Annotated in this window: 13 protein-coding genes; 11 read left to right on the top strand and 2 right to left on the bottom strand. The window is 60.5% G+C overall.

Translation table 11 applies throughout. The annotated features are described in order from the left end of the window. Positions 1-9: 9 nt before the first annotated feature. Positions 10-1,200: a methionine adenosyltransferase gene (metK, locus tag ACQUQP_RS02625; protein WP_432697262.1), complete on the bottom strand. Its 1,191-nt coding sequence runs from the start codon at positions 1,198-1,200 to the stop codon at positions 10-12. Positions 1,201-1,470: 270 nt separating this feature from the next. Between metK and tkt the strand changes: the two genes are divergently transcribed. The 7 genes from tkt to ACQUQP_RS02660 all read left to right on the top strand — a co-directional run bounded on the left by tkt (position 1,471) and on the right by ACQUQP_RS02660 (position 12,292). Further along, complete coding sequence (tkt, locus tag ACQUQP_RS02630) at positions 1,471-3,465, top strand: transketolase (protein WP_432697263.1); 1,995 nt, start codon at positions 1,471-1,473, stop codon at positions 3,463-3,465. An 81-nt stretch (positions 3,466-3,546) separates the two neighbouring features. Further along, positions 3,547-4,566, top strand: a complete 1,020-nt coding sequence (locus ACQUQP_RS02635) for a type I glyceraldehyde-3-phosphate dehydrogenase (RefSeq protein WP_432697264.1) — start codon at positions 3,547-3,549, stop codon at positions 4,564-4,566. Between the two features lie 71 nt (positions 4,567-4,637). Continuing rightward, positions 4,638-5,804 carry a phosphoglycerate kinase gene (locus ACQUQP_RS02640; protein ID WP_432697265.1) on the top strand — a complete coding sequence of 389 codons (1,167 nt, stop codon included), beginning with the start codon at positions 4,638-4,640 and terminating at the stop codon, positions 5,802-5,804. Positions 5,805-5,869: 65 nt separating this feature from the next. Next, the gene (fba, locus tag ACQUQP_RS02645; protein WP_104005152.1) at positions 5,870-6,934 is read left to right on the top strand and encodes a class II fructose-bisphosphate aldolase; all 1,065 of its coding nucleotides are present in this window, start codon (positions 5,870-5,872) and stop codon (positions 6,932-6,934) included. An 84-nt stretch (positions 6,935-7,018) separates the two neighbouring features. Then, positions 7,019-7,891: a carboxylate/amino acid/amine transporter gene (locus ACQUQP_RS02650; RefSeq protein ID WP_432697266.1), complete on the top strand. Its 873-nt coding sequence runs from the start codon at positions 7,019-7,021 to the stop codon at positions 7,889-7,891. Between the two features lie 202 nt (positions 7,892-8,093). Beyond that, positions 8,094-9,149 carry an efflux RND transporter periplasmic adaptor subunit gene (locus ACQUQP_RS02655; RefSeq protein ID WP_432697267.1) on the top strand — a complete coding sequence of 352 codons (1,056 nt, stop codon included), beginning with the start codon at positions 8,094-8,096 and terminating at the stop codon, positions 9,147-9,149. Further along, a complete protein-coding gene (locus ACQUQP_RS02660) occupies positions 9,146-12,292 on the top strand; it encodes an efflux RND transporter permease subunit (RefSeq protein ID WP_432697268.1) in 3,147 nt (1,048 codons plus the stop codon). Before ACQUQP_RS02655 ends, ACQUQP_RS02660 begins: the two co-directional genes overlap by 4 nt. A gap of 113 nt (positions 12,293-12,405) precedes the next feature. Here ACQUQP_RS02660 and ACQUQP_RS02665 read toward each other — a convergent pair whose 3' ends face one another. Beyond that, positions 12,406-12,603, bottom strand: a complete 198-nt coding sequence (locus ACQUQP_RS02665; RefSeq protein ID WP_432697269.1) for an RSP_7527 family protein — start codon at positions 12,601-12,603, stop codon at positions 12,406-12,408. Positions 12,604-12,689: 86 nt separating this feature from the next. Here ACQUQP_RS02665 and gcvA point away from each other — a divergent pair, with 86 nt between their 5' ends. The 4 genes from gcvA to ACQUQP_RS02685 all read left to right on the top strand — a co-directional run bounded on the left by gcvA (position 12,690) and on the right by ACQUQP_RS02685 (position 18,773). Further along, positions 12,690-13,649, top strand: coding sequence for a transcriptional regulator GcvA (gene gcvA, locus ACQUQP_RS02670; protein ID WP_432697270.1), 960 nt, complete (start codon positions 12,690-12,692; stop codon positions 13,647-13,649). 152 nt (positions 13,650-13,801) lie between these two features. Beyond that, a complete protein-coding gene (locus tag ACQUQP_RS02675; RefSeq protein WP_432697271.1) occupies positions 13,802-16,663 on the top strand; it encodes an HD domain-containing phosphohydrolase in 2,862 nt (953 codons plus the stop codon). Between the two features lie 31 nt (positions 16,664-16,694). Then, positions 16,695-17,270, top strand: a complete 576-nt coding sequence (locus ACQUQP_RS02680) for a DNA-J related domain-containing protein (RefSeq protein ID WP_432697272.1) — start codon at positions 16,695-16,697, stop codon at positions 17,268-17,270. A gap of 54 nt (positions 17,271-17,324) precedes the next feature. Beyond that, positions 17,325-18,773: a TrkH family potassium uptake protein gene (locus tag ACQUQP_RS02685; RefSeq protein WP_432697273.1), complete on the top strand. Its 1,449-nt coding sequence runs from the start codon at positions 17,325-17,327 to the stop codon at positions 18,771-18,773. Positions 18,774-18,816 lie beyond the last annotated feature (43 nt).

The raw sequence follows: 18,816 nt of genomic DNA on the forward strand, positions 1-18,816 counted from the left end.
GAATTGCGCTTAGAGACCAGCGGCTTCGCGCAATGCGTCGGCCTTGTCGGTCTTTTCCCAGGGGAAGGCGGTGAAAGTGTCGTCACCGACTGTCATTTCATAGGGTTGGCGACCAAAGTGGCCATAGGCGGCGGTCTGCTTGTACATCGGGTGCAGCAGGTCGAGCATGCGGGTGATCGCGTAGGGACGCAGGTCGAAATTCTCGCGTACCAGTTCAATGATCTTGTGCTCGGCGATCTTGCCGGTGCCGAAGGTGTTGATCGACACGGAGGTCGGCTCGGCCACACCGATGGCGTAGGAGACCTGGATTTCGCAACGATCGGCCAGGCCAGCGGCGACGATGTTCTTGGCCACGTAACGACCGGCGTAGGCAGCGGAGCGGTCCACCTTGGACGGATCCTTGCCGGAGAATGCACCACCGCCGTGACGGGCCATGCCACCGTAAGTGTCGACGATGATCTTGCGGCCGGTCAGACCACAGTCACCGACCGGACCGCCGATGACGAAGGTGCCGGTGGGGTTGATGTGGTACTGGGTGTCCTTGTGCAGCAGTTCCGCCGGCAGCACGTGCTTGATGATCAGCTCCTGTACCGCTTCATGCAGGTCCGCCTGGGAAACATCCGGGTTGTGCTGGGTCGACAGCACCACGGCATCGATCGCCACAGGCTTGCCGTTTTCGTAGCGGCAGGTCACCTGGGACTTGGCGTCCGGGCGCAGCCAGGGCAGCAGGCCGGAACGGCGCGCTTCGGCCTGACGCTCCACCAGACGGTGGGAAAAGGTGATCGGTGCCGGCATCAGCACTTCGGTCTCGTTGGAGGCGTAGCCGAACATCAGACCCTGGTCGCCGGCACCCTGGTCTTCCGGCTTGCTGCGGTCGACACCCTGGGCGATATCCACCGACTGCTTGCCGATGATGTTGATCACACCGCAGGTTTCGCCGTCATAGCCCACATCGGAGGAGGTGTAGCCGATATCGCAGATCACATCGCGGACCAGGGTTTCCAGGTCGATCCAGGCGCTGGTGCTGATCTCGCCGGAGACGATGGCAACGCCGGTTTTGACCATGGTTTCGCAGGCCACGCGGGCCAGCTTGTCCTCGGCGATAATCGCATCGAGCACCGCATCTGAAATCTGGTCGGCGATTTTGTCCGGGTGACCCTCAGAGACGGACTCGGAGGTAAACAGGCTGTATTCGCTCATCGGTACGCGCAATCCTCAAGGCATAGTTTGAAGCAGGTAAAGCGTTTTCCTGCGGAATCTCAAAGGCCACATTTTAGCGGTCCGGCGCCCTGAATGCATGGTTTGAGCGGTACGGGCAGGTGAAAATTTTACCCTTTCGCCGTGAATTTGGTTCAAATCGACGCAATTGGGTTTGAAGCGCAGAGTTATCTGCGCGAAAATTGCGCTCTCAAAAAATCGAGCTTCTTACCCGCTAATATGCAAATTGGGCCAGGCCCAGGAGTAGAGTGAATGTCCTCTCGTCGAGAACTTGCCAACGCAATCCGTGCGTTGAGCATGGATGCCGTTCAGAAAGCCAAGTCCGGTCACCCCGGCGCCCCGATGGGCATGGCGGATATCGCCGAAGTGCTATGGAACGACTTTCTCAAGCACAACCCGAGTAATCCGCACTGGTTCGACCGCGACCGCTTCGTGCTGTCCAACGGTCACGGTTCGATGCTGCTCTACTCCCTGCTGCACCTGACCGGCTACGATGTCTCCATCGACGACATCAAGAACTTCCGTCAGCTCGACAGCAAAACCGCCGGTCACCCGGAACTGGGTTACTGCCCGGGCGTTGAGACCACCACCGGCCCGCTGGGCCAGGGCATCACCAATGCCGTCGGCATGGCGATCGCCGAGAAAGTGCTGGCTGGTCAGTTCAACCGTGACGGTCACGACATCATCGATCACCACACCTACGCGTTCATGGGCGACGGCTGTCTGATGGAAGGCATCTCCCACGAAGCCTGCTCCCTGGCCGGTACCCTGGGCCTGGGCAAGCTGATCGCGTTCTGGGATGACAACGGCATCTCCATCGATGGCGAAGTTGAAGGCTGGTTCACCGACGACACCCCGGCCCGTTTCGAAGCCTACGGCTGGCACGTGGTACGTGGCATCGACGGCCACAACCCGGATCAGATCCGCGATGCGATCGAGCAGGCCCGCGCCGAGAGCGACAAACCGACCCTGATCTGCTGCAAGACCATCATCGGTTTCGGCTCTCCGAACAAGCAGGGTAAGGAAGATTGCCACGGTGCGCCGCTGGGCGAGGACGAGATCGCGCTGGCACGCAAGGAACTGAACTGGGATTACCCGGCGTTCGAAGTACCGGAAGATATCTACGCCGAGTGGAATGCGGCAGAAGCCGGCTCCCACGCGGAAAACGAGTGGAACGAGCGCCTGGCGGCTTACCGCGCAGCTTTCCCTGAGCTGGCTGACGAGCTGCTGCGTCGCCTGTCCGGCGATCTGCCGCACGATTTCGTTGAGAAGGCTGATGCCTGGATCAAGGAAGTGGCCGACAAGGGCGAGAACGTCGCCTCCCGCAAGGCCTCCCAGAACGCTCTAAACGCCTACGGCCCGATGCTGCCGGAACTGCTGGGCGGCTCCGCCGACCTGGCTGGCTCCAACCTGACTCTCTGGTCCGGTGCCAAGGGTGTGACCCGCGAAGATGCCAGCGGCAACTACCTGTTCTACGGGGTGCGCGAATTTGGCATGAGCGCGATCATGAACGGTCTCGCCCTGCACGGCGGCTTTATTCCTTACGGCGCCACCTTCCTGGTGTTCATGGAATACGCCCGTAACGCGGTGCGCATGGCTGCGCTGATGAAGCAGCGTGCGATCTTCGTTTACACCCACGACTCCATCGGCCTGGGCGAAGACGGCCCGACTCACCAGCCGATCGAGCAGATCGCCAACCTGCGCTCTACGCCGAACATGAACACCTGGCGTCCCTGCGATGCGGTCGAGTCCGCTATCGCCTGGAAAGCCGCGCTGTTGCGTGAAGATGGTCCGAGTGCGCTGATCTTCTCCCGTCAGGGACTGCCGGCCCAGCCGCGCACTGAAGAGCAGTTCGACGACGTCCTGCGTGGCGGTTACGTGCTCAGCGACTGCGAAGGTGAACCGGAAGTGATCCTGATCGCCACCGGCTCCGAAGTGGGCCTGGCGATGGACTCCGCCGAAGCGCTGCGCGCGGAAAAACGCCGCGTACGCGTGGTTTCCATGCCCTGCACCGAGCGTTTCGACGCCCAGGACAAGAGCTACCGCGACAGCGTGCTGCCGCCGTCAGTCACCGCCCGTATCGCCATCGAAGCGGCTCACGCCGACTTCTGGTACAAGTACGTGGGCCTCGACGGTGCCATCATCGGCATGCGCAGCTTCGGTGAGTCGGCGCCCGCCGGCGAACTGTTCAAGCACTTCGGCTTCACTGTTGAAAAAGTGATCGGCAAGGCCAAGGCCCTGATCTGATCCCTGCGCGGGATGGCCCATACCTAGATGGATGGGTCATCCCGTTTGCATTCTGTTTCAATTCATTCGGTAAAGGTATCGATGGCATATCGGGTAGCGATTAACGGCTATGGTCGAATCGGGCAGTGTGTACTGCGCGCGTTATATGAGCGTGGTATGACCGACCGTTTCGAGGTGGTTGCGCTGAACGAACTGTCCGATATCGAGACCCTGACCTACCTGACCCGCTACGACACCACCCATGGGCGTTTTCCGCTGCCGGTGGATCGGGACGGTGATTACCTGCTGATTGGCGAAGACCGTATCCGTGTCATCAGCCAGGAAGATCCGCAGCAGCTGCCCTGGGATGAACTGGGGATCGACCTGATCTTCGAGTGCTCCGGCTCCTTCAAGAGCCGTGAAGTGGCGGAACAGCATCTGTCGGCCGGTGCCGGTCGTCTGCTGTTCTCCCAGCCGGCACTGCCGGAGGTGGATGCCACCGTGGTGTTTGGGGTGAACCAGGGCACGCTGAAGGCGGAACACCGCATCATCTCGGCGGCGTCCTGCACCACCAACTGCGTGATCCCGGTGCTGGATCTGCTGGATCGCCACTTCGGTATCGAGCATGGCCTGACCACCACGATCCATTCCGCCATGAACGACCAGCCGGTGATCGATGCCTATCACCGCACCGACCTGCGCCTGACGCGCAGTGCGCTGCAGTCGATCATTCCGGTGGATACGGGGCTCGATCGCGGTATCGACCGTCTGCTGCCGCACCTGGCCGGGCGCTTCAAGTGCCGTCATGTGCGGGTGCCGACGATCAATGTGTCGCTGATGGATATGTCGATCAATCTGAAGCGGGACACCAGCGTGGAAGAGGTCAACGCCATGCTGCGCAGCGCCACCCGGGAAGGGCCGCTGGCGGGGATTCTCGGTTATACCGATGAGCCTCACGCCTCGGTGGACTTCAACCGTGATCCGCGCTCCGGCGTGGTCGACAGCACCCAGACCAGCATCGCCGGAGGGCGGATGCTGAAGCTGCTATGCTGGTTCGACAATGAGTGGGCGTTTGCCAACCGCATGCTGGATGTGGCGCAGCACTGGATGGATCTGCGTTGAACCGGGAACGGGTTCGGCCATAAAGACACTAACAAACAAGACTTAACTGACGAAAACTACAGGAATCTGCAATGAGCGTACTGAAAATGGCGGATCTGGATCTGGCAGGCAAGCGCGTGCTGATCCGTGAAGATCTCAACGTACCGGTCAAGGATGGACAGGTTACCTCGGATGCGCGTATCCGCGCCTCACTGCCGACCATCGAGATGGCGTTGAAAGCGGGTGCCAAGGTGATGGTGATGTCCCACCTGGGGCGTCCCACCGAAGGTCAGTACGAAGAACAGTACTCCCTGGCACCGGTTGCCAGCCACATCGGCAAGCTGCTGGGCCGTGAAGTGCCGCTGGTTAAAGAGTGGCTCGACGGTGATTTCGACCTGAATGAGGGCGAACTGGTACTGCTGGAAAATGTCCGTTTCAATAACGGCGAAAAGAAAGACAACATGGAGCTGAGCCAGAAGATGGCGGCGCTGTGCGACATCTACGTGATGGACGCGTTCGGTACCGCACACCGCGCCCAGGCTTCCACCCACGGCGTCGGCAAATTTGCCCCGATCGCCTGTGCGGGGCCGCTGCTGGCCAACGAGCTGGATGCGCTGGGTAAGGCACTGGATAAGCCGGCGCGTCCGATGGCGGCTATCGTCGGTGGTTCCAAGGTGTCCACCAAGCTGGAAGTGCTCAATGCACTGTCCGAGAAGTGCGATCAGCTGATCGTCGGTGGCGGCATCGCCAACACCTTCCTGGCGGCGGCTGGCAAGCCGGTGGGCAAATCACTCTGCGAGCATGACCTGATCGACACCGCCAAGGCGTTGATGGAAAAGGTCAGTATCCCGCTTCCGGTGGACGTGGTAGTTGCCACCGAGTTTGCCGAAACCGCCACCGCGACCATCAAGGCGGTTGATGACGTGGCCGAGGACGATATGATTCTTGATATCGGTCCGCAGTCTGCCGCGAACCTGGCAGCGCTGCTAAAGGATGCGGGCACCATTATCTGGAACGGCCCGGTCGGCGTGTTCGAGTTCGACCAGTTTGGCGAAGGCACCAAGACCCTGTCTCTGGCGATCGCTGACAGTGCCGGCTTCTCCATCGCCGGCGGTGGCGATACGCTGGCGGCTGTTGATAAATACGGTATTGCCGAGCAGGTGTCCTATATTTCCACCGGCGGCGGTGCATTCCTCGAGTTTGTCGAGGGCAAGGTGCTGCCGGCGGTAGCGATGCTCGAGCAGCGTGCGGCGCAGTAATTAAACGGGTCGTTTCGCACGGCCCGCAAACGGATTACACGACTTAAATCTAAGGGTGAAACAACATGGCACTGATCTCTATGCGTCAGCTGCTGGACCATGCCGCCGAGTACGGCTATGGCATTCCGGCCTTTAACGTCAACAACCTGGAACAGATGCGTGCCATCATGGAAGCCGCATCCAAGACCAACTCTCCGGTGATCGTGCAGGCATCTGCCGGTGCGCGTAAGTACGCCGGGTCCAACTTCCTCAAGCACATGATCCTGGCGGCCATCGAAGAGTTTCCCGATGTGCCGGTCTGCATGCACCAGGATCACGGCACCAGCCCGGCAGTCTGCCAGCGCTCCATCGCCCTGGGCTTCTCCTCCGTGATGATGGACGGCTCCCTGGGTACCGACGGCAAGACCCCGACCTCCTATGAGTACAACGTGGACGTGACCCGCCGTACCGTTGAGATGGCGCACGCCTGCGGCGTGTCCGTTGAGGGTGAGCTGGGCTGCCTCGGCTCCCTGGAAACAGGTATGGCCGGTGAAGAGGACGGTATCGGTGCCGAGGGCGTACTGTCCCACGACCAGATGCTGACCGATCCGGACGAAGCGGCCGAGTTCGTCAAGGCCACCAACGTGGACGCCCTGGCGATCGCCTGTGGTACCTCCCACGGTGCCTACAAGTTCACCAAGCCGCCCACCGGCGATACCCTGTCTATCGGCCGTATCAAAGAGATCCACGCCCGTATCCCGAACACCCACCTGGTGATGCACGGCTCCTCTTCTGTACCGCAGGAGTGGCTGGCGATCATCAACGAATACGGCGGCGAGATTCCGGAGACCTACGGTGTGCCGGTTGAGCAGATCGTCGAAGGCATCAAGCACGGTGTGCGCAAGGTCAACATCGATACCGACCTGCGTCTGGCCTCCACCGGTGCGGTGCGTCGCTTCATGGCGCAGAACCCGTCCGAGTTCGACCCGCGTAAATTCCTCAAGGAAACCATCGGCGCCATGCGCGATATCTGTATCGACCGCTATGAAGCCTTCGGTACCGCCGGTCACGCTGACAAGATCAAAGCGATCCCGCTGGAAACCATGGCTGAGCATTACGATGCTGGCAAACTGGACGCCAAGATCAACTGATCGTTGATCGACGGATGATCTCAAGGGCGGCCTCAGGCCGCCCTTTTTCGTACTCTCAGTTATAAAACAGTCAAGGAAATAACCGTGCGCTACCTGGTGTTCGTGACCCTGCTCTGGGCGTTCTCATTCAGCCTGATCGGTGAATATCTCGCCGGGCGGGTGGACAGCTATTTCGCGGTGTTGACCCGTATTTTGCTGGCGGGCGCGCTGTTCCTGCCGCTGCTGCGGCTGAAAGGGCTGCCGCGGGGTCTGATCGCCGGTATTGCGGCCTGTGGCGCGCTGCAGTTCGGTGTGACCTATGTCTGCCTCTACCTGTCGTTCGAATACCTGACGGTGCCGGAGGTGCTGCTGTTCACCATCACCACGCCGCTCTATGTGGCGCTGATCGATGAGGGGCTGAAGGGGCGCTTTACGCTGGGGCCCTTGGTTTCAACCGCCCTGGCGGTGGTCGGTGCGGCGATCATCCGCTACGACAATATCTCCAGCGAATTCCTCTCCGGCTTCCTGATTCTGCAGCTGGCCAACCTGGCGTTTGCCGCCGGGCAGGTGGGTTATGCGCACCTGGTGAAACATTACACCCCGGAGGGGCCGCTGTACCGGAGTTTCGGCCTGTTCTTCGTGGGTGCGCTGATCGTTGTGCTACCGGCATTTCTGGCGCTGGGTAACCCCGACAAACTGCCACAGACATCGCTGCAGTGGGGCGTTCTGGCCTGGCTGGGACTGCTGGCCTCGGGGCTGGGTTTCTACCTCTGGAACAAGGGCGCGACCCTGGTGGACGGCGGTACGCTGGGTATCATGAACAATGCACTGATCCCGGCGGGGCTGCTGGTGAATCTGCTGATCTGGAACCGCGATGCGGACTTGGGACGCCTGGCGGTCGGCGGCGCCGTGATCCTGTTTTCGCTCTGGGTTAATCGCTGGTGGCAGCGACGCATACCGGCGCCGGGGATTGCCTGAGCGGCTCTTGGATCTGGGGTATTTTTTACATGACAGTCATCCAATAGGCGCAGCTTAGTGTAAAAGTAAGATTGGGGAGTCGATCAGGCGATTAAGGAGATAGTTCCAGCGCCTGGAGCCACTGCCCCTGACGCGGGGATGGGCGCGGTTGGATTACTGGAGATCCGCCCTGAGCAGAAAATGAGCGAGGTTGAGTGGCGTAATGAGATGGAAATTCTGGCGCCTTGGGGCGCTGATGGCAGCGTTGGTACTGGCCGGCTGTGAGCAGAAGGAGGCACCGGCGGTCCAGAAAAAGCAGGCGCCCCGGGCTCACCTGGTTGAGGTGGTGCAGGTTCACCCGCAGCAGCTGGCGCTGGAGCGCAGCCGTCCAGGCACTCTGAGGAGCGAGCGCCGCGTGGAGATCCATACCCAGGAGGAGGGAAGGATCACCGAGCTGCCCTACTACCCCGGTGATACTGTCCGCCGTGGAGAGCTGGTGGCCAGTCTGGATGATCAGCTGCTGCGCGCTGAGCTGACCAGGGCGCGGGCTGAGCGGAGAGAGGCGCAGCAGAACCTGCAGCGACTCAGGGATCTGGCCGGCAAGGGGCTGGTGTCCCGCGAAGAGCTGCTTGGGCGGGAGACCGCGGCGGATGTGGCCGCCGCTGATGTAAGCCTTTTGGAAACCCGGCTCTCTTACACCCGCATGGAGGCGCCCTTCGACGCCGTGGTGACGGAGCGCCTCAGCGAGCCAGGCAATGTGGCCGAGCGCTACGATCACCTGCTGACGCTGGCGGACCCGTCATCCCTGGTGGTTGATGTGAACCTGTCGGAACTGGTGCTGGCTCAGCTCCAGGTCGGTGATCCGGTGGCGGTGCTGATCGACGCGCTTGGGCAGCAACCTCAACCGGCGCTGGTCAGCCGTATCTATCCGCAGATCGACCCGGTAACCCGCCGCGGTACGCTGGAGATCCGCCTGGCCCCGGCTCCGGCTGGTGCCCGCGCAGGGCAGTTTGTGCGCGTTGAGCTGAAGACCGCGGTGCGGCAGCGGCTGACGGTGCCTTTCAGCGCACTGCGTTACGACAACGAAGCCTTCCTTTACGTGATCAACGACGAGGAGCAGGCCGAGCGGCGTGTGATCCGCACCGGTAGCCGGCTCGGCGGCAGCATCGAGGTGCTGGAGGGGCTTGTTTCCGGTGAGCGGGTGGTGACCCGCGGTTTCCTCGGCCTGACGCCGGGCAAGGCGGTGGAAGTGGTCAATCTGGTGGGGGGCGCAGGATGAACGCGGATAAAACACCGGTACTGCGTCACGGCGGCGGCCTGGCCGGATGGTCGATCCGCAACCCGATCGGTGTGACGATGATTGCGCTGGCAGTGATCGTGCTGGGGCTGTTCGCCCTGGGGCGCCTGTCGGTGGATCTGCTGCCCCATATCATCTACCCGGAAGTGCGTGTTCGTATCAGTGACAGCGGTGTGCCTGCGAGGGTGATGGAGGACCGGGTCACCAAGGCGCTGGAGGAGCAGCTGGCGATTACCGAGGATGCGATCTCGGTGCAGTCGGAAACCAGCGAGGGACGCTCCGAAGTCGATCTGACCTTCCCCTACGGCAAGGATATCGATCTCGCCCTGCGCGATGCCAGCACGCGCCTGGACCGGGCGCGCCGGCAGCTGCCGGACAGTATAGACAACCCCACCATCTACAAGCTCGACCCGTCACAGATTCCTGCCATGGAGTTCGCCGTCAGCTCGCCTCTGCGTGATCCGGTGGAGCTGCGCAGCTGGGTCGAGGATAACCTCTCCAACTGGTTTATCAATCTGCCCGGTGTCGCCGCGGCCGAGGTGGGCGGTGGTCTGGTGCGGGAGATCCACATCCTGCCGGACCAGCGCCGCCTGGCGGGGCTGGGGCTGAGCATGGATGACCTGATCGATGCCCTGGAACGCGGTAACCGCCAGGACCCTGCCGGGCGGCTGCGGATGAACCGCCAGGAGCTGGCGGGGCAGATCAATGGTCGCTTTGAGAGCGTGGAAGCGCTGGCAAACCTGCCGCTGCGTCTCGATGACGGTTCCACCGTGGCACTGGCCGAGGTGGCGCAGGTACTCGATACCCACCAGGAGGAGCTGCTGCGAATCCGTGCCGACGGTGTGCCCTCGGTGCAGTTGTCGATCCAGAAGCAGCCTACCGCCAACACGGTAGCCGTGGCCGATGCGGTGCAGGCACAGCTGGACTGGCTCAGACAGAACAATCTGCTGCCCGGGGATATTTCGATCACGCCGGTATCGGACCAGTCGATATTCGTCCGTCAGGCGCTGAGTAATTCCACCCTGGCCGTGATCAGTGGCGCGCTGCTGTCGATGGCGGTGGTCTACATCTTCCTTGGCAACCTCAGGCGTACCCTGATCATCGGCAGTGCCATTCCGATCGCGGTGATGGTGACCTTCGTACTGATGGGGCTTGGCAACCTGACACTCAACGTGATGACGCTGGGTGGTCTGGCGCTGGGGGTGGGGATGCTGGTGGATAACACCATCGTCATGCTGGAAAACATCTACCGCCATCAGCGGAAGGGCGAACAGCGTGAAAAGGATGCGGCGGTGGCGGCGGCTGAGGTGAACTCGGCCATCATAGCCTCCACCTCGACCAACCTGGCCGCGGTCCTGCCGTTCCTGTTTATCGGCGGTCTGATCGGCCTGCTGTTTCGTGAGCTGATCTTTACCATTTCGGCCGCGATTCTGGCCTCGATGATCATCGCGCTGACCCTGGTACCGGCGCTGGCGGCCCGGGTGCATACGGTGAAAGAGGGGCGCCTGCGCCGCCTGGTCGATGGCGGTATGGAGCGTCTTGGTGAGGCCTACGCGGTGCTGGTCGGCTGGGTTTTGCGTGCCCGCTGGCTGGTACTGGCAGGCTTTATAGCGGCGCTGGCACTGGCAGTGCCTACTTTCCTCAGTGGCCAGCAGACTTTCCTGCCTGATCTGGATAACGGTGATATCTACATCCGTATAACCGCCGACGCGGGTATTAGAATCGATGAGCTGGATGCCCAGGTCAGCCGTGTCGAGGCGGTGCTCCGCGAGCAGCCGGAAACCGCGTCTATCTTCACTATCGCCGGGGGCTGGGTATTTGGCAGTTCCTCACGGACAATCTCCAACCGCGCCACTATCCGCGCCCAGCTGCTGCCGCTGGATCAGCGGGATATCAGCTCCGGGGAGTGGATCCGGCGGGTGGATGCCGAAATCAAGGCACTGAAAATACCCGGCTTCCAGGTACGCATGCGCCAGCGTGGTATCCGCGGCCTGCGCACCAGTGGCGGCGATGACGATCTCAGCCTGCGCATCCAGGGACCGGACCTGGATGAACTGGACCGGCTGGCGCGACAGACGGTGGAGCAGCTGAGCACCATACCGGGGCTGCGTAACCTGGGCTGGTCCAGCGAAAGTCGCAACCAGGAGCTGGATATACGTATCGACCGGGAGCGCGCCGCCGCGCTGGGATACGATGTCGAAGACCTGTCCGATGCGCTGTCGATCGCACTGGAGGGGCGGGTGGTGACCGACTTTATCGATGGTGACACCAGTTACGACGTGCTGTTGCGGCTGCCGCGGGAAGAGGCGTCGACGCCGGCGGACCTGGAGTCGATCGTGCTGTTCCCGGGCAACAGCGACTCGCCGCCGGTCTATCTTGGCAGCATTGCCGATATCGCCCTGACCCAGGCGCTGGGCGAGATCCTGCGTGACCGCCAGATGCGCATCGTTGAGATCAGTGCCAGCCTGGCGGAAGGGGCGACGCTGGGTGGTGTGTACCAGGAGATTGATCGTGTCTCTGCGGGGCTGAATCTGCCGGACGGCTATACCTTCTACGATGGCGGCGGCCTGGAAGCGCTTCAGGCCGGGCAGCAGACCAGTCGCATTCTGTTGCTGCTGGCCCTGTTCCTGGTGTTCGTGGTGATGGCGGTGCAGTATGAGTCTCTGCGTAACCCGCTGGTCATCATGGCCAGTGTACCGTTCAGCCTGATCGGTGTTGCCCTGGGCATTACGCTGCTGGAGTTACCGCTGTCGATGCCGATCTGGCTCGGCATCATCATGCTGGCCGGGATCGTCGTCAATAATGCCATAGTGCTGGTTGAATATATTGAACTTGGCCGTGACCGGGGGCTGGCGCGAAATCAGGCGATTACCGAGGCGGCGCGGCTGAGATTACGGCCGATCCTGATGACGACGCTGACGACGGTAGTGGGCATGCTGCCGTTGGCGATCGGTTTTGGCGAGGGTGCGGAGATGCTCCAGCCCCTGGCGGTAACCATCGTCTGTGGCTTGAGTTTTTCGATGCTGGTGGTACTGCTGCTGGTGCCGGTGAACTACGTGCTGCTGGGACGTGTGGACAGTAAACAGGAAGACCTTGAAAAAGGCACAGAAAGGGCGCCTGGGTAACCCCAGAGTTTTTAGTGTTAGTCGCCTGTTCTTTTCTGTCTGGCAGAGGACCTGCCGGGTGGGGGTGTTGCGATGCAGTGGTTGTTCAGTTAACCACTCTCGCAATCACGCTCTTAGTGAGCCGCTGACTGCTGCAGGTTGTAAGAAACGCGTGCCTTGCCGCTTTTTTCAGAGGTTTTGAAAAACGCTTTGCGGAACAGGTTTGCAACGTAGCTGGCACGTTCGGCGCGGGCCTGTTCGATGTAGTAGTCCACGTCGATCATGTCGAGTTCGTTGTATTTTACTTCGATTTCAGTAATTGAGTTGCTCATGGTTTGTCTCCGTTGTTGATCACTTTATGGGCACAATACTAAAGTCGAAGCGGACTATGGGCAAACGACCCTTTTTCAGTCTATAGTTGAGAAAATCTAACTTTATCGAGGATAGGGTTATCAGACGCCTGCCACCACTCAATGCCCTGCGTGTTTTCGAGGCCGCAGCCCGCCACGGGAGTTTCAACAAGGCGGCGGAGGAGCTGTGCGTGACGCCGTCAGCGGTCAGTCACCAGCTCAAATCGCTTGAGGAATTTTTGGGCCAGAAGCTTTTCCGTCGTGAAAAGCGCCAGGTTTATCTGACCGGCGCCGGTGAGCGCTATCTCGGCTCGGTGCAGCTCGCGCTGGATGAAGTGGAAAGTGCCACCCGGCGTCTGATGACTGCCACCAACACCACGGCGGTCAACATCAGCGTGGCGCCATTCTTCCTGACCCGCTGGCTGGTGCCCCGTATCACCCGCTTCCAGCAGCGCTTCCCCGATGTGGAGCTGCGCTTCAGTTCCACCATGGGGTATATCGACTTCGAGCATTCGGATACCGATATGGCGGTGTATTACGGTCGCGGTAACTGGGAGGGTGTCGAGGCGCACCTGCTACGTAATATCGTGCAGACGCCGGTGTTCGCACCCTCCTTTCTGGAGGGCGATAACGCCGTCCAAAGCCCGGAAGATATGGTGAACCATACGTTGATCTATATTTCTGGGCGGCGCCATGAATGGAACCGTGCCCTGCGGGAGATCGGCGTTAGTCTGGCGGCTGCAACGCGTACCATGTCCTTCTCCAGCACCTCGCTGGCTGTATCTGCCGCCATTGAGGGCATAGGCATCGCCCTGGCCGACCGGGTGCTGGTGGAACGTGAAATAGAAACCGGCAAACTGGCGGCACCCTTTGATCTGGCGTTTGATACCCAGAACGCATTCTATCTGGTATACAAGCAGAAACGTGCGCTCACCTACGGGATGCGCGCGTTTCGTGACTGGATCATGGAAGAGATGCAAAGTGATATCGCGGATCACACGGCAAAGACACAGAGCAGGATTGACTGAGCTCTGCCGCTGCCGGCATTGAACGACATTGCGTCGGGCTGTTGGGGCCCGTCATCTTTATTACGGGCCCATGGATCCTGGCCGCTCAGGCGGCAGGGCACATCTTCGCTGTGCTTTGGGCTAACACTTTCTAAAAGTACCGAGAATCAGGCATGGATGGTCGACGTTTACACTTTCCCCTTCAGGTGCTTGTCAGTGGCGCCATCGTCGTCAGTATGCTGGTGCTGGCACTGGTACTTATCGGCAGCACCTACTACGGCCAGCGCGAAACACTGATCAATGAGTCCGGGGTTCGCGCCAGTCAACTGGCCGACAGTCTGGATACGCATATCAATTCCCTGATCAGCCCGGTGAAAAGTACCGTGCAGATGCTGTCCCGGGACCCGATTACCGAGGCACAGGATCTTGCTGGACGTAAAGCGCGTTTGCCGACGCTGGTCACTGCACTGGGAACAAGTTCCCTGCTCAGCTCCGTGTATGTGGGCTATGAAGATGGCAGTTTTGTGCTGCTGCGGCGTCTGCGCTACCCGGAGGTCAAAGAGTCGGTATCGGCACCGGACGCTGCCGGTTATCTGCTGCAGAGTGTGGAGCGGAATGCAGGGGATAACAGCTTTCGCGGCCGCTGGGAGTTTTACGATGCCGAGCTGAATCTCGTTGAAACCCGCGATAAGCCGGAGTACGACTACGACCCCCGGGTGCGTCCCTGGTATACCGGCGCGGAAAGCACCGACGATACCGTTCTGACCAGTCCTTATATCTTTTTCACCACCGCTGAAATCGGCGTGACGCTGGCGCAGCGCAGTGCCACCGGCGCGGCCGTGATCGGCGTTGATGCCTCGGTTAACGATTTTTCCTCAGTCATCGGTCTGCTCAGGGGTAAGAGTGAGGTGGAGATGGCGGTGGTCACGCCAACGGATCAGGTGGTGGCCTACTCCGACCTCAGTCTTGTAGTCCGCGAGGATGCCGATGAGGGGCTACGGCTGGCCTATATCAACGAGCTGGACGTTCCGGTACTGACCCGCCTGTCCGATTACGGTTTCGGCGACGGGATGCAACGACTGGAGATCGATGGCAGAAACTGGCTGGGTTTTGTCGAGGAGATGCGTACCGGTGGTTCCGGGGTCACTCGCCTGCTGTTTGCGATTCCCACCGATACCTTGCTGGCTGATGCAAAAAAACGCGGCCTGCAGCTGATTATCTGGTCGGTCGTGGTAATGGTGATACTGTTGCTGCTCGGTGTCTGGGCCGGGCGTATGGTATCCAAGCCGTTGCGGCGGTTGTCGGATCAGGTCAGTGCACTGATGCAGTTTAATTTCAGTCAAGAGGTAAACGGTAACTCGCGGGTCCACGAAGTAACGCGCCTGTCCGAGTTGATCGGCCAGATGTCGGGTGCGATCAACGGATTCCAGAAAATATCCCATCTGCTGGCGCATGAGCGTGATCTCGACCGGATGCTGCATCGGGTGACCGCGGAGCTGGTCACGATTACCTCCGCGACCTCCGGTGCGATTTACCTTTACGATGAAGAGGCAAAGCTGCTCAGGCGCGCCACAAACAGCGGCCTGCGCAGTGCGCCGGAACAGTTCCCGGTAACCGATGGCAGCGACGATGAACAGCGCGCGCGGTTGCGCGAGCGGCTGGCGCGGCAGGGAGAGTCGGTGATGACCACCCTGTTGCGGGACCGCAACGGTGATCTGCTGGGGATACTGGCGCTGGTATTACCCCCCGAACGAGTCGACTACGAGTCCAGCTACAGTAAATTTGTCGAAGAGGTATCGGGCTCCGCCGCCACCGCGATCGATACTCAGCGCCAGGTGGCAGCGCAAAATGCATTGATCGAATCGATCATCCGTTTGTTGGCCGATGCGATCGACGCCAAGTCACCCTATACCAGTGGCCATTGCGACCGCGTGCCCCAGCTGGCCGATATGCTGGTGGATGCAGTCGAGGCATCGGACGATAAAGCCTTTGCCAGCTTTGCCATGAATGCACAGCAGCGCCGGGAGTTTCGGATTGCGGCCTGGCTGCATGACTGCGGCAAGGTCACCAGCCCGGAGTATGTGGTTGACAAGGCCACCAAGCTGGAGAGCCTGTACAACCGTATCCACGAGATCCGCACCCGCTTCGAGGTACTCTGGCGCGATGCCGATATTGCCTATCTGCGCGGTGTACTCCAGGGTGGCGTGGAGGCCGATCTGCGTGCCAAGCGGGACCGCCTGAAAAAATCCCTGCAGCAGGAGTTTGCGCTGGTAGCACGTTCCAATGCCGGTGGAGAGTTCATGCCGGATGAGGATATCGAAAGGCTGCACAAGATTGGTCAGCGGCGCTGGAGGCGCCACTTTGATATGCGCCTGGGGCTGTCACGGGATGAGCTGACACGGCTTCCCGCTGAGGCCGAGGAACTGCCGGTCACCGAGTACCTGTTGGCGGACCGGCCCGAGCATAAGATCCCCTGGGGAGAACGCCGGCCACCGGTTGAGGCTGGTAACCCGGAGAATGTCTGGGGCTTTGATATGACCCTGCCGGAGAATGCCCGCAACCTGGGCGAGCTCTACAATCTGTCTATTCAGAAGGGCACCCTGACCGATGAGGATCGTTTTATTATCAACGACCATATCGTACAGACCATCCGGATGCTCACTGCGCTGCCACTGCCCAAGGAGCTGAGACGGGTGCCCGATATTGCCGGCAACCACCATGAAAAAGTCGACGGCACCGGCTATCCGCGCGGGCTGGAAGCGGGCAAGCTCAGTGTCGAGGAGCGGATCATGGCGGTTGCCGATGTGTTCGAAGCGCTTACCGCAGCGGACAGGCCCTATAAGGATGCCAAGACCCTGTCGGAATCCTTGCGTATTCTCGCCTTCATGGTGAAGGACCGGCATCTGGACGGCGACCTGTTCCGCCTGTTTCTGGAGTCCGGTACCTATCTTCGCTACGCTGAAAAATTCCTGAAACCGGAACAGATAGACAAGGTGGATCGGCGTCAGCTGCTGACGTTGGCGGGGCTGGCCTGATTTTTACACCGGACACTGAGGGGAGAGCGCTATGCCGGACAACCCGCTGCTGGCCCCCATTGCCAGACTGTTGCACGCCCACCCGGAGGGCTTGAGCGAATACGCGCTGATGAAACAGCTCGAGTTCGAAGGCCTGTCTCTGGACAAGGAGGCGGACGTCAGTGCCGAGCTGCTGCTGTTTCGCAAGCATTTCCTGATCATGAATGCCCTTTACCGCCTGCGTCCGGTGTTGGCGGAAGAGGGTTTTGAGCTGAGTATTTCGGCGCTGCATATCCAGTTGCATCCGCGGGTCGCCACGCCGTCATCGGGGGCAACCGGTTTGCTGGCGGATGATCAGCCCCTGCGTGACTATTATCTGGACTGGCAGGAATTCGAGAATAGCAGCAGCGACTACGTGCGCCGACTGCTTGATGGCTTTTGGCAGCGCTACATGAACGATGACCGGCGCAGCGACGCCTTATCCACCCTGGCACTTGAGTCCGACGCCAGTGACGCGCAGATTCGTATTGCCTACCGGCGTATGGCTGCGCGCCATCACCCGGACCGGGGCGGTGATGCCGATCAATTCCGGCGTGTGCGTGAAGCCTACGAGTTGTTGATGCTGTGAAACACCACCCGATGGCAACATCCCCCCGGGATAAGTGACAAGGTACCCTAAGCCATGCTCAGGCTGTTTCGACCGATCTTTTTTGTCTGCGGGATCCTCGCCCTGATCATGACAGGGCTGCTGCTGGTGCCGATGCTGTACGGCTACGTTGTCCAGGATCCGGAATACAGGGCATTTCTGATTGCGGCCGGTTTGTCGCTGCCGGGCGGTGCGCTGATGATCGGCCTGGGTCGTCAGCGGCGCTTTAATCTCAACTCACGCCAGCTCTATCTGCTGACCAGCATGAGCTGGCTGCTGCTTTCGTTCATCGGTGCGCTGCCGTTGATGCTGACCGATCACCCCCTCAGCCTGTCCGATGCGGTGTTTGAAGCGGTGTCCGGTATTACCACCACAGGCTCTACCGTGGTGTCCGGCATCGGTGACCTGCCGCCCTCAATCCTGCTGTGGCGCTCGCTGCTGCAGTGGGTTGGCGGTTTGGGGGTTATCGGCATGGCGGTGACGATACTGCCGTTTCTGCGGGTCGGTGGTATGCGCCTGTTCCAGACCGAATCATCCGACTGGTCGGAAAAATCCCTGCCACGTTTCCACGAGATGGCGCAGCGGCTGCTGTTTATCTATCTGATGATCACGCTGGTCTGCGGACTCTGTTACTGGGTCGCCGGTATGGGGCCGTTCGATGCCGTGAACCACGCCATGACAACGGTCTCCACCGGAGGCTACGCCACCGATGATGCCTCCATGGGGCGTTTCAGCGACAGCATCCTGTGGATCTCGGTGGTATTTATGATGATCGGCGGCATGCCGTTTATGCTCTATATCCGCCTACTTTCCCAGCGGCGATGGTCGGTACTCTCGGATCAGCAGGCGAAGGGGTTTATCGGCATAGTACTGTTCCTGATCGCGGTACTGACGTTTGAGCAGGTGGTGTTTGATGGTGAGCCGCTGATGGATACGCTGACCCATGCGGCCTTCAATATCGTGTCGATCATTACCACGACGGGCTATGCCTCCACCGACTATACCCTCTGGGGTGAGTTCAGCATCGGCCTGTTCTTTATCGCCACCTTTATCGGTGGCTGCTCCGGCTCCACCAGCGGCGGGATGAAGGTGTTCCGCTTCCAGCTCTCCTACCAGTTTCTGGCGGACCAGATGCACAAGCTGGTGCACCCGCGCAGCGTTACGGCGATCCGGTTCAATGGCAAACCGATTCCGGACGATATTATCGCCTCGGCGGTGGCGTTCTCCTTCCTGTTCTTTATCGTGCTGGCGGCAACAACGCTGATCCTGACGGCGCTGGACGTGGAGTTTATCACCGCCTTCACCGGCGCTATCACCGCGCTGACCAACGTGGGGCCAGGCCTTGGCGACACCATCGGTCCGGCGGGCAACTTTTATACCCTGCCGGACACGGCGAAGTGGGTGCTCAGCCTGGCGATGATTCTGGGTCGTCTTGAGCTGCTGACGGTGATGGTGCTGCTGTCCCCAGTATTCTGGCGTGGCTAACCGGAAACCGCTGCCCGGGCCTCAAACGGAATAGAAGTTGCTT

The sequence above is a fragment of the Marinobacterium sp. YM272 genome (genome assembly GCF_050908845.1).
Classification (GTDB): Bacteria; Pseudomonadota; Gammaproteobacteria; order Pseudomonadales; family Balneatricaceae; genus Marinobacterium_D.

Coding starts and splice junctions, on each gene's coding strand:
- ACQUQP_RS02680 (WP_432697272.1), top strand. CDS start 16,695: ATGCCGGACAACCCGCTGCTGGCCCCCATTGCCAGACTGTTGCACGCC.
- ACQUQP_RS02635 (WP_432697264.1), top strand. CDS start 3,547: ATGGCATATCGGGTAGCGATTAACGGCTATGGTCGAATCGGGCAGTGT.
- ACQUQP_RS02660 (WP_432697268.1), top strand. CDS start 9,146: ATGAACGCGGATAAAACACCGGTACTGCGTCACGGCGGCGGCCTGGCC.
- ACQUQP_RS02675 (WP_432697271.1), top strand. CDS start 13,802: ATGGATGGTCGACGTTTACACTTTCCCCTTCAGGTGCTTGTCAGTGGC.
- ACQUQP_RS02640 (WP_432697265.1), top strand. CDS start 4,638: ATGAGCGTACTGAAAATGGCGGATCTGGATCTGGCAGGCAAGCGCGTG.
- ACQUQP_RS02655 (WP_432697267.1), top strand. CDS start 8,094: ATGAGATGGAAATTCTGGCGCCTTGGGGCGCTGATGGCAGCGTTGGTA.
- tkt (WP_432697263.1), top strand. CDS start 1,471: ATGTCCTCTCGTCGAGAACTTGCCAACGCAATCCGTGCGTTGAGCATG.
- ACQUQP_RS02665 (WP_432697269.1), bottom strand. CDS start 12,603: ATGAGCAACTCAATTACTGAAATCGAAGTAAAATACAACGAACTCGAC.
- metK (WP_432697262.1), bottom strand. CDS start 1,200: ATGAGCGAATACAGCCTGTTTACCTCCGAGTCCGTCTCTGAGGGTCAC.
- ACQUQP_RS02685 (WP_432697273.1), top strand. CDS start 17,325: ATGCTCAGGCTGTTTCGACCGATCTTTTTTGTCTGCGGGATCCTCGCC.
- fba (WP_104005152.1), top strand. CDS start 5,870: ATGGCACTGATCTCTATGCGTCAGCTGCTGGACCATGCCGCCGAGTAC.